Origin of the sequence: Streptococcus infantis, from assembly GCF_047464215.1 — a bacterium.
In the GTDB taxonomy this organism is placed as follows: domain Bacteria; phylum Bacillota; class Bacilli; order Lactobacillales; family Streptococcaceae; genus Streptococcus; species Streptococcus infantis_P.
The window spans coordinates 48,178-59,692 of sequence record NZ_JASHCG010000014.1; the positions used below are offsets into that span (position 1 = coordinate 48,178).

General features: G+C 40.5%; 8 protein-coding genes. All 8 read left to right on the forward strand.

Annotated features, from left to right (window positions below):
* Entirely contained in the window at window positions 1-1,257 is a 1,257-nt protein-coding gene (gene ftsZ, locus QM469_RS08450) for a cell division protein FtsZ (RefSeq protein WP_414276518.1), read from the forward strand.
* Between the two features lie 5 nt (window positions 1,258-1,262).
* A complete protein-coding gene (locus QM469_RS08455; protein WP_248035604.1) occupies window positions 1,263-1,934 on the forward strand; it encodes a YggS family pyridoxal phosphate-dependent enzyme in 672 nt (223 codons plus the stop codon).
* 9 nt (window positions 1,935-1,943) lie between these two features.
* Window positions 1,944-2,495: a cell division protein SepF gene (locus tag QM469_RS08460; protein ID WP_075231297.1), complete on the forward strand. Its 552-nt coding sequence runs from the start codon at window positions 1,944-1,946 to the stop codon at window positions 2,493-2,495.
* Window positions 2,495-2,758, forward strand: a complete 264-nt coding sequence (locus tag QM469_RS08465) for a YggT family protein (protein ID WP_248035607.1) — start codon at window positions 2,495-2,497, stop codon at window positions 2,756-2,758. The genes QM469_RS08460 and QM469_RS08465 overlap by 1 nt, the downstream gene beginning before the upstream one ends.
* Window positions 2,755-3,540 carry an RNA-binding protein gene (locus QM469_RS08470; RefSeq protein WP_414273802.1) on the forward strand — a complete coding sequence of 262 codons (786 nt, stop codon included), beginning with the start codon at window positions 2,755-2,757 and terminating at the stop codon, window positions 3,538-3,540. Before QM469_RS08465 ends, QM469_RS08470 begins: the two co-directional genes overlap by 4 nt.
* Window positions 3,541-3,549: 9 nt before the next feature.
* Entirely contained in the window at window positions 3,550-4,308 is a 759-nt protein-coding gene (locus QM469_RS08475) for a DivIVA domain-containing protein (protein ID WP_075231300.1), read from the forward strand.
* A gap of 274 nt (window positions 4,309-4,582) precedes the next feature.
* Window positions 4,583-7,375 carry an isoleucine--tRNA ligase gene (ileS, locus tag QM469_RS08480; protein WP_075231301.1) on the forward strand — a complete coding sequence of 931 codons (2,793 nt, stop codon included), beginning with the start codon at window positions 4,583-4,585 and terminating at the stop codon, window positions 7,373-7,375.
* A gap of 788 nt (window positions 7,376-8,163) precedes the next feature.
* Window positions 8,164-11,515: Ig-like domain-containing protein (locus QM469_RS08485; RefSeq protein ID WP_414276517.1), on the forward strand; the 3,352-nt coding region annotated here is incomplete at its 3' end.

Consider the following 11,515-nt stretch of genomic DNA (forward strand, 5'->3'; position numbering starts at 1 on the left):
ATGACATTTTCATTTGATACAGCAGCAGCACAAGGTGCAGTAATTAAAGTAATCGGTGTCGGCGGTGGTGGTGGAAATGCCATCAACCGTATGGTTGACGAAGGCGTTTCTGGCGTTGAATTTATCGCAGCCAACACAGATGTACAAGCTTTGAGCAGTACAAAAGCTGAGACAGTTATCCAGCTCGGCCCTAAATTGACTCGTGGACTTGGTGCAGGAGGTCAACCTGAAGTTGGTCGTAAAGCTGCAGAAGAAAGCGAAGAAGTATTGACAGAAGCGATCAGCGGTGCTGATATGGTCTTCATCACTGCTGGTATGGGTGGTGGTTCTGGTACAGGTGCTGCACCAGTTATCGCTCGTATTGCAAAAAGTCTTGGTGCTTTGACAGTCGGTGTTGTTACTCGCCCATTTGGTTTTGAAGGAAGCAAACGTGGACAATTTGCTATCGAAGGGATTAACGAACTTCGTGAGCATGTTGATACACTCTTGATTATCTCAAACAACAACTTGCTAGAAATCGTTGACAAGAAGACTCCACTTCTTGAAGCATTGAGTGAAGCAGATAACGTTCTTCGTCAAGGTGTGCAAGGGATTACAGATTTGATTACAAATCCTGGTTTGATCAACTTGGACTTTGCAGACGTTAAGACTGTTATGGCCAATAAAGGTAACGCCCTTATGGGAATTGGTATCGGTAGCGGTGAAGAACGTGTTGTAGAAGCTGCTCGCAAAGCAATCTACTCACCACTTCTTGAAACAACTATCGATGGAGCAGAAGATGTGATTGTTAACGTAACTGGTGGTTTGGACTTGACTTTGATTGAAGCTGAAGAAGCATCGGAGATTGTTAACCAAGCAGCTGGGCATGGAGTTAACATCTGGCTTGGAACATCTATTGATGAGACAATGAAAGACGAAATCCGCGTGACGGTTGTTGCGACAGGAGTACGTCAGGATAAAGTTGAGAAAGTTGTAACTCCTCAACCGCGCCAAGCAACACACCGTGAACCTGCTCGAACTAGTCATACGCAAACTTTTGATCGTAATTTTGATATGGCTGATACAGCAGAAATTCCAACTCCAAATTATCGCCATCAAGAAGCTCCAAAGACATCAGCTTTTGGTGACTGGGACTTGAGACGCGATGCCATCGTTCGTCAAGGAGAGCCAGTTGTTTCTCCAGTGGAACGTTTTGAAGTTCCAGCAGCTACGGATGAAGATGAGTTGGAAACACCACCATTCTTTAAAAATCGTTAATGAAGATGAATTTAAAAGAAAATACGAACCTTGTTTTTCAACAGATATCGAATGCAGTTCAGGAAGCTGGTCGTGAAAACGACTCGGTTTCTGTGATTGCGGTGACCAAATATGTAGATGTTGAAACAGCCTCAGCTTTGGTTTCGCAAGGGGTGCAACACATTGGTGAGAACCGTGTTGATAAATTTCTTGACAAGTATCATGCTCTAAGTGATAAGAATCTTACCTGGCATTTGATTGGAACCTTACAGAGACGTAAAGTCAAGGAAGTGATTTCTTATGTGGATTATTTTCATGCCTTAGATTCCTTAAAGCTAGCTCAGGAAATTCAAAAACGAGCAGACCACAAGATTAAGTGCTTTTTGCAAGTAAATATTTCTAAGGAAGAGAGCAAGCACGGTTTTTCGAAAGAAGAATTGTTAGCCCTCTTACCAGAACTTTCAGAATTAGACCAGATTGAGTATGTGGGACTGATGACCATGGCTCCATTTGAAGCAACTAGTCAAGAGTTACTAGAGATATTTAAAGAAACGCAAGAATTGCAAAAAAACATTCAAGAAAAACATCTCCCCAATATGCCGATGACAGAACTCAGTATGGGTATGAGTCGAGACTTCAAAGAAGCGATTCAATGTGGTTCAACTTTCGTTCGAATCGGCACAGCATTTTTTAAGTAGGAAATAACCATGTCACTAAAAAATAAATTTGAAAAGTTTATAGATTATTTCACTGAAGATGGAGAAGAAGTGGCACCAAACGTTGCTGAATTAAAGCCTGAAAAAACGCTAACATCAGTTTCTGCCCCCATGGAAGAACTTCCACAAGCTCAACAACTTCCTCAGCCTTCACAAGTGAATTCAAAGGAAAAAAATATTACGCGCCTTCATGCTCGTCAGCAAGAATTAGCGATGAAGAGTCATCGTAGTACAGAAAAGGTAACCATTGATGTTCGTTATCCTCGTCGCTACGAAGATGCAACGGATATCGTTGATTTACTAGCAGGTAATGAAAGTATTTTAATCGATTTCCAATACATGACTGAAGTACAAGCGCGTCGTTGTCTAGACTATTTAGATGGAGCTCGTCATGTACTTGCTGGTGAATTAAGAAAGGTTGCAAATACCATGTACCTTTTGACACCAGTAGGAGTTGTGGTTAACATTGAAGATATTCGTTTGCCAGAGGGAACTCATGGTGAAGAGTTTGATTTCGATATGAAGAGAAAACGAGTGAGATAATGATATTTCTAGTTCGCTTTATTCAAAACGCTACAGATATCTATTCTATGATACTTGTAGCGTTTGCTCTCTTATCCTGGTTTCCAAATGCCTATGAGACTAGAGCAGGTCGTTTGTTGACTAATTTAGTCAAACCGATTCTTCAACCCTTGAGACGTCTGCCGCTAAGTATTGGTGGTTTAGATTTTTCAGTTTGGGTGGCTGTCGTTTTAGTTCATTTACTTGGAAACTATCTGATCCGTTTTCTTTTAATACTAGCATGAGAAAAGATATCTATCAGCATTTTTCAGTCGAGGATATTCCTTTTATTGATAAAGGTTTGGAGTGGCTTAGGCAGGTTGAAGAGCACTACGCTCCCATCTTAACTCCTTTTATCAACCCCCATCAGGCCTTTATTTTAAAGACATTGGGCAATCATCAAGGGATTCAAGTTTTTTCTAGCAATGATTTTGTAGCTAGCGAGTATAGTCGTGTACTACTTGCACCAGATTATTTCATACCGACTTTGACGGATTTTGAAATGGAATTGCTTGAGATTGTTTATTCTAGTAAGTTTGACCAATTGACTCATTCCAAGATTTTAGGAACTGTTCTGAATCGTCTGGGAATCGATCGCAAGTTGTTTGGTGATATATTGGTAACGGAAAATAGAGCTCAAATCATTGTGGACCGGAAATTCACTTCTCTCTTTCAAGATGGGATTCAAAAGATTGCTCGATTGCCTGTCAAACTTGAAGTCAAATCCTTTGAAGAATTGGTAGAAGCCGAGAGTGATTATCAGGAAAAGGAAGTTTTAGTTCCGAGTATGCGCTTGGATGCTTTCTTGTCAAATGTTCTGAAATTGTCTCGCTCTCAGACAGCTGATTTATTAGAAAGAAAATATGTTCAGGTAAATTACCATCTGGTTGAAAAATCCGATTATCAAGTTAAGATTGGTGATTTAGTAAGTGTCAGACGTTTTGGAAGAATTAGTGTTCTGAGAGAAAATGGTCAGACAAAAAGGGATAAGAAGAAATTGACAATACAATTATTATTAAGTAAGTGAGGGGAAAATATGCCAATTACATCGTTAGAGATTAAGGATAAAAGCTTTAGTACTAAGTTTAGAGGTTTTGATCCTGAAGAAGTTGATGAATTTCTCGATATTGTAGTTCGAGACTATGAAACATTGGTTCGAAGTAACCATGATAAAGAGCAACAAATTAGAAATTTAGAAGAGCGTTTGTCTTATTTTGATGAGATGAAAGATTCATTGAGTCAGTCTGTTTTAATTGCTCAAGATACTGCTGAGCGAGTTAAACAAGCAGCTACTGAACGCTCTCATAATATCATTCATCATGCTGAACAGGAATCACAACGTTTGCTTGATGAAGCTAAGTACAAGGCAAATGAAATTTTACGTCAAGCAACTGATAATGCTAAGAAGGTTGCGATTGAGACAGAAGAACTGAAGAATAAGAGTCGCGTCTTCCATCAACGCTTGAAATCTACAATTGAAAGTCAATTGGCCATCGTTGATTCATCTGATTGGGAAGAAATTTTACGTCCAACAGCAACTTATTTACAAACTAGTGATGAAGTCTTTAAAGAGGTGGTTAGAGAGGCTTTGGGGGAAAATATTTCAGCATTTCATGAGGAGGAAGCCAATGATTTGACTCGTCAGTTTTCACCTGAAGAGGTTGCTGAACTCCAAGCACGTATAGAAGCAACTAATCGTGAATTGATGGAAGCACAGGATGAATCAACTTTATCTGACTTATCTTCGTTAGTAAATAATGAAATGAGTTCTGAGTCTAAAGAGGATTCAGAATAACAATTTCTCAACATTTATAATTGTAAAATCTGAGAACAAGATCTTATCAAACATATTTTTAGCGAGTAGGAGATGGTGGAAGTCCTACAATCCCTGTTGATAAGATTATCCTCTCAAGTTATCAAGTCTGAAGTTAGTAGGATTTGACGTTCCCCACGTTACGGGAAAAGAGGGAGAAAGACTAGTTCTTTTTCCGAACAAAGGTGGTACCACGATTTTCGTCCTTTTTAGCGAGTCGTGGTTTTTATTTTGTCTATATAAAAAAGGAGATATCATGAAACTCAAAGAAACTTTAAATCTTGGGAAAACTGACTTCCCAATGCGTGCAGGCCTTCCAACCAAAGAGCCAGTCTGGCAAAAAGAATGGGAAGAAGCAAAATTGTACCAACGCCGTCAAGAATTAAATGAAGGAAAACCTCATTTCACTCTTCATGATGGACCTCCATACGCTAACGGAAATATCCACGTTGGTCATGCTATGAACAAGATTTCAAAAGATATCATTGTTCGTTCTAAGTCTATGTCAGGATTCTACGCACCATACATCCCAGGTTGGGATACACACGGACTACCAATCGAGCAAGTTTTGGCTAAACAAGGTGTTAAACGTAAAGAGATGGACTTGGTTGAGTACTTGAAACTTTGCCGTGAATACGCTCTTTCTCAAGTAGATAAACAGCGTGAAGACTTCAAGCGCTTGGGTGTTTCAGGTGACTGGGAAAATCCTTATGTGACTTTGACTCCTGACTATGAAGCAGCCCAAATCCGTGTCTTCGGTGAGATGGCAAACAAAGGTTATATCTACCGTGGTGCTAAGCCAGTTTACTGGTCTTGGTCATCTGAGTCAGCTCTTGCTGAAGCGGAGATTGAATACCACGACTTGGTATCAACATCACTTTACTATGCCAACAAGGTTAAAGATGGCAAAGGTGTTCTAGATACAGATACTTATATCGTTGTCTGGACAACTACTCCATTTACTATCACAGCTTCTCGTGGTTTGACAGTTGGTGCAGATATTGATTACGTTTTGGTTCAACCTACTGGTGAAGCTCGTAAGTTTGTGGTCGCTGCAGAATTATTGACTAGCTTGTCTGAGAAATTTGGCTGGACTGATGTTCAAGTTTTGGCGACTTATCGTGGTCAAGAATTGAACCATATCGTGACAGAACACCCATGGGATACTGCAGTAGATGAACTCGTTATCCTTGGTGACCACGTTACAACTGACTCTGGTACAGGTATCGTCCATACAGCTCCTGGTTTTGGTGAGGACGACTACAATGTTGGTGTGGCTAATGGTCTTGAAGTTGCTGTGACAGTTAACGAACGTGGTATCATGATGGCTAATGCTGGCGCTGAGTTTGAAGGTCAATTCTACGACAAGGTAGTGCCAACTGTCATTGAAAAACTAGGCAACCTCCTTCTTGCTCAAGAAGAAATCTCTCACTCCTACCCATTTGACTGGCGTACGAAAAAACCAATCATCTGGCGTGCAGTTCCACAATGGTTTGCTTCAGTATCAAAATTCCGTCAAGATATTTTAGATGAAATCGAAAAAGTGAAATTCCATTCAGAATGGGGTAAAGTCCGTCTTTACAACATGATCCGTGACCGTGGTGACTGGGTCATCTCTCGTCAACGTGCTTGGGGAGTTCCTCTTCCAATCTTCTACGCAGAAGACGGCACACCAATCATGACAGCTGAAACGATTGAACATGTAGCTCAACTCTTTGAGGAACATGGTTCAATTATCTGGTGGGAACGTGATGCTAAAGCCCTCTTGCCAGAAGGATTTACACATCCAGGTTCACCAAATGGTGAGTTCAAGAAAGAAACAGACATCATGGACGTTTGGTTCGACTCAGGTTCATCATGGAATGGTGTCGTGGTTAACCGTCCAGAACTCAAATACCCAGCCGACCTCTACCTTGAAGGTTCTGACCAATACCGTGGTTGGTTCAACTCTTCTCTTATCACATCTGTGGCTAACCATGGTGTGGCACCATACAAACAAATCTTGTCACAAGGTTTTGCCCTTGATGGTAAAGGTGAGAAGATGTCTAAATCTCTTGGAAATACCATTGCTCCAAGCGATGTTGAGAAACAATTTGGTGCTGAAATCTTGCGTCTCTGGGTAACAAGTGTTGACTCAAGCAACGACGTGCGTATCTCTATGGATATCTTGAGCCAAGTCTCTGAGACTTATCGTAAGATCCGTAATACCCTTCGTTTCTTGATTGCTAACACATCTGACTTTAACCCAGCTGAGGATGCAGTAGCTTACGAAGAACTTCGTTCAGTTGATAAGTACATGACCATCCGCTTTAACCAGCTTGTTAAGACAATTCGTGATGCTTATGCAGACTTTGAATTCTTGACAATCTACAAGGCCTTGGTGAACTTTATCAACGTTGACTTATCAGCCTTCTACCTTGATTTTGCCAAAGATGTTGTCTACATCGAAGGTGCAAAATCACTTGAACGCCGTCAAATGCAAACTGTCTTCTATGATATCCTTGTAAAAATCACCAAACTTTTGACTCCAATCCTTCCTCACACTGCGGAAGAAATCTGGTCATATCTTGAGTTTGAAGCTGAAGACTTTGTCCAATTGTCAGAATTGCCAGAAGCTCAAACTTTTGCTAACCAAGAGGAAATCTTGGATACATGGGCAGCCTTCATGGAGTTCCGTGGACAAGCTCAAAAAGCCTTGGAAGAAGCTCGTAATGCCAAAGTCATCGGTAAATCCCTTGAAGCTCACTTGACAGTTTATCCAAATGAAGTGGTACAAACCCTTCTTGGTGCGGTTAACAGTAATGTTGCTCAACTCTTGATCGTCTCAGAATTGACTATCGCAGAAGGACCAGTTCCAGAAGGTGCAGTAGCCTTTGAAGATGTAGCCTTTACAGTTGAACGCGCTGCAGGTGAAGTTTGTGATCGTTGCCGCCGTATTGATCCAAGTACAGCAGAACGTTGCTACCACGCAACCATCTGTGACCACTGTGCAAGTATCGTAGAAGAAAACTTTGCGGATGCAGTCGCAGAAGGATTTGAAGTAAAATAAAAGTAAAAAATGGCGAGGGTAGTCCAAAGGTTGATTTGAAAAGAAAGGCCAATAGCGCTCTCCAACATTAAACGCATACTATCAAGACTTTTAAAGTCTTGATAGTATGCGTTTTTTCTTGTAATACTATTTTTACCATGTATCTTTTTTGTACAGTGGATTGAATCCAGAATAGTAGGCTATGGATTCTATAGTAGATTGAACTTAGAATAGTACGCTACGAATTCTAAAACATTTTTAAAAATTATTTTGACTTTCCTAATCGATTTGTTCATATCTTATTTCAATCCACTATATTTTCATACTCCGTTATAGTAGATTGAATATTGAATAGTACACTGTTGCTTCTAAAACATGGATAAAAATCGATCTGATTTCCCTAGTCAATTTGTTCAGATTTGATTTCATTACACTATAAAATAAAATTGCACTTTTTGTTAGCAGGCTGCTTAAGAAATATCTAAGTCCGTGTGTAAATTTGGAATTCTAGTAGCTAATCAACGTATTCTAGGAAGCTAAGGAAAGAGTTTCTAACAAAACATACAATATATATGGTTGTGTGGTGAAAATTTCTGCTCTTTTTGATTTTAAAAGAACATCAAGTTTTTAAGAAAAAAACTAACAAAATAGAGAAAAACTATATTTAGATATTATAAAAACTTATATGTATATATTTGGAATGTAATAAACTGAAAGAAATCTAAAGAATAAATTTGATTTATCTAAGTAAAAAGATTATAATAAAATTGTATTTATAATACTACATAAACACAAAAGGAGAATATCTGATGTATTTTAATCGTAAAAATGCAGAGCAAAAGAACTGGCGTATGATCAAAAAAGGAAAACATTTCCTATTCGGTTGTTCGCTTGTTTTTGCGGTTGGGGCTACCTTAGCTACTCCAACAGTTCAGGCTGACACTGCAGAAGCTAAAGTGGATGCTACAGTAGGAACAGCTCAAGCAGAACCTACTGCAGAGGCGCCGACCTATGCGGCACCAGCTGCAACTAGCCCAGTTGCGACTGAAGCAGTAGAAGCAAATTCTGCAACAACTGCAGTTTCAGTTGATAAGTCTCAACTTGAAGCAGTTTTGGCACAAGCTAAAGCTAAAAGCTTGGATGGTCAAGAAGCTTCAGTTAAAGCTGAAGTAGCAACTGCAATTGCAGAAGCAGAAGCATTAGTTGCGAACGGTTCAGCAAGCCAAGAACAAGTTAACCAAAGTGTTGAACGTTTGACTCAAGCTGTGGCAAGTGTGAAGGAAGTTACTGAAGCAGCAATTGAGAAAACATCGGAAGCAACTACAGAATCTTCAGCAACTCCTAAAGTAAGAAGCAGACGTGCGACTACTGAAGGAACAACTCGTTCAATTGATGAAACTAACCTTGCTCGTGCTATCGTAACCAAGGAAAACTTTGAAAGTTTCTTCCAAGAAGGTGGAACTGCAAGTTATGAAAAATCTTCAGGAACTATTAAGTTGACAGAAGATGTATCAGGACAGGCTGGTAATGCCTACCTACGTTTTAAAATCGATCCTAGCCAAGATTTCTCTTTCACTGGTAAAGTAGATATTGGTAATAAATATGAAGGACACGAAGTGGATGGTCGTGCTGGTGGTGACGGAGTCGGTTTTGTCTTCCATACAGGTAAGCAAAGTCAACTAGGTCTTTCTGGTGCATCAATCGGTATGGGTGGAATTAATGCAGCTTTTGGTTTCAAACTTGACTCATGGTGGAATAAAGGTACTCCAAAACCTGAAATCAAATCAATGGCAGATCCTTCATACAACCGTGGAGATACGAATCATGCGTTCGGTGCGTTTTATTCATCAAACAATCAAGGAAGAGTAAATTCTATTACAGAGATGAAACCTTTAAATCCAGCACCAAATGGACAATGGGTTGATTTCAAGATTAACTATAATGGAACTAAAAAAGAATTCACGGTAACATACGGTAGCCAAACTTGGACAACAAAACTTGATAAATCTAGCCGTAGTATGACAAATGAAGCCAAGAATGCCTTGACTGCTAGAAATGCTACCTATGCCCTCTCATTTGTCGGAAGTACAGGTTCTGGTACAAACTTGCAACGTGTTCAGATTGAAAAATTTGAGTTTACAGCGCCACAAATCGTCCACATGAAATTTGTTGATGAAAGTGGTCAAGAAATCGAAGCAAGTAGTGCGATTCCAGGTGACGAAAATGAAGTTATTAATCTGAGCACTCAAGACAAAAAGATTGCAGCAGTTGAAGCTAAAGGGTATACACTGAAAGAAATTGATTCTAGCAAGGCTCCTTCATACATTAAAGAAAACAACACAGTTACCCTAACTCCAGGTGGTCAATTGTTGACTTATGTATTTAAAGTAAAAGATACCACACCACCAGCAGCCCCAACTGTAAATTCAGTTACAGCAGGCGCTACAGCGGTAACGGGTACAGCCGAAGCAGGCTCAACCGTAGAAGTAACTCTTCCAGGTGGGTCTAAAGTATCCGCGAAAGCCGACCAAGATGGAAGCTACAGTGTTCCAGTAAGTGCCTTGAAGGAAGGCGACACCGTATCTGTGACTGCGACAGATGACGCTGGTAACAAGTCAACACCGACATCAGTAACGGTACCAGATAAAACGGCCCCAGCAGCCCCAACTGTGAACCCAGTTAAGGCAGGTGCTACAGCCATCACAGGTACAGCCGAAGCAGGTTCGACAGTAGAAGTAACCCTTCAAGATGGACAAAAATCCTCTGCAAAAGCTGGAGAAAATGGTGAGTTTTCAATTCCAGTTCCAGCTTTGAATGCTGATGATCAAATTAGTGTTACAGCAACAGATGTAGCTAAAAACACATCAACTCCAACTAAAGTTACTGTAAAAGAGACAGTTCGTCCGACCTTACACATTCCATATGATGATCCTGCGACACAAGCCATTTATGTTTACTCTGGTGAAGAAAATAATATTGAGCTAAAGGTAACTGATAATTCAGGTAAGATTGTAAAAGCTTATCTAGCTTTACCACAAGATAACCGCAGTGGGCTTGGTGCAGAAGACACTACCTTCTTAAACGGTAGAACTAAAGGTGGTTTGTATCTTAAGACTGAAGGTATTCATGTAGAAACTACTGCTACAGAGTCAACTCCAGCTATCGTTCGCGTAACTGGTGAAGTTCCTAAAAACACTTACACAGAAAGTAGTGGACAATTCACTCGTTACCTCTTTGCTGAAGATGCGGCGGGTAATACAGGTTATGAACATGTTGGTGATGCGACTACACCAGGACAACTTGGGCGTATCCGTTTTATGTGGAAACCACAAACATTCAAGTATACTGCAGTAGCTCCATCAACACCTATTACATCAAACACTGTTCCAGAAGCGAGTGCTATTGAAAAAGCTGTTAAAGATGCTAATCCAACTTTCAGTGACAAGATCGGAAGTGTTACTTTAGATGGTACTAATGTTACGGTAACTTATAAGGATGGAAGTACAGATGTCATTCCAGCAAACTCAGTATTTACAATTGAACCAACTGCACCTACAGTTACACCAGTTAAAAATCCATCAAGCCTAACTCAACCAGAAAAAGATGCAGTTAAGAAAGCCGTAGAGGCAGCGAACAAAACTGCAACTAAGGTTGAAGTAGGAACCGATGGTACAACAACACTAACCTACTCAAATGGTTCGACAGCTAAATTGACCCCAGCACAAACTGTCAGTCAGGCAGACGTTACACCTCCAGTAGCACCAACTGTAAATGCAGTTACCGCAGGTGCTACAGCCATTACAGGTACAGCCGAAAAAGGATCAACAGTAGAAGTAACCCTTCCAGATGGACAAAAAGCCTCAGCAAAAGCAGGTGAAGATGGTACTTTCAGCGTTCCAGTAAGTGCCTTGAAAGAAGGGGATACCGTATCTGTAACAGCAACAGACGACGCAGGTAACAAGTCAACACCGGTATCAGCTACAGTTCCAGATACCACAGCTCCAGAAGCCCCAACTGTAAATCCAGTTAAAGCTGGAGATAAAGCAGTTACAGGTACAGCAGAAGCAGGTTCAACCGTAGAAGTCACTCTTCCAGATGGCACTAAAGCAACCGCAACAGCTGACAAAGATGGCAACTTCAGTGTTCCAGTAAGTGGCTTGG

Coding starts and splice junctions, on each gene's coding strand:
- QM469_RS08475 (WP_075231300.1), top strand. CDS start 3,550: ATGCCAATTACATCGTTAGAGATTAAGGATAAAAGCTTTAGTACTAAG.
- ileS (WP_075231301.1), top strand. CDS start 4,583: ATGAAACTCAAAGAAACTTTAAATCTTGGGAAAACTGACTTCCCAATG.
- QM469_RS08455 (WP_248035604.1), top strand. CDS start 1,263: ATGAATTTAAAAGAAAATACGAACCTTGTTTTTCAACAGATATCGAAT.
- ftsZ (WP_414276518.1), top strand. CDS start 1: ATGACATTTTCATTTGATACAGCAGCAGCACAAGGTGCAGTAATTAAA.
- QM469_RS08460 (WP_075231297.1), top strand. CDS start 1,944: ATGTCACTAAAAAATAAATTTGAAAAGTTTATAGATTATTTCACTGAA.
- QM469_RS08470 (WP_414273802.1), top strand. CDS start 2,755: ATGAGAAAAGATATCTATCAGCATTTTTCAGTCGAGGATATTCCTTTT.
- QM469_RS08465 (WP_248035607.1), top strand. CDS start 2,495: ATGATATTTCTAGTTCGCTTTATTCAAAACGCTACAGATATCTATTCT.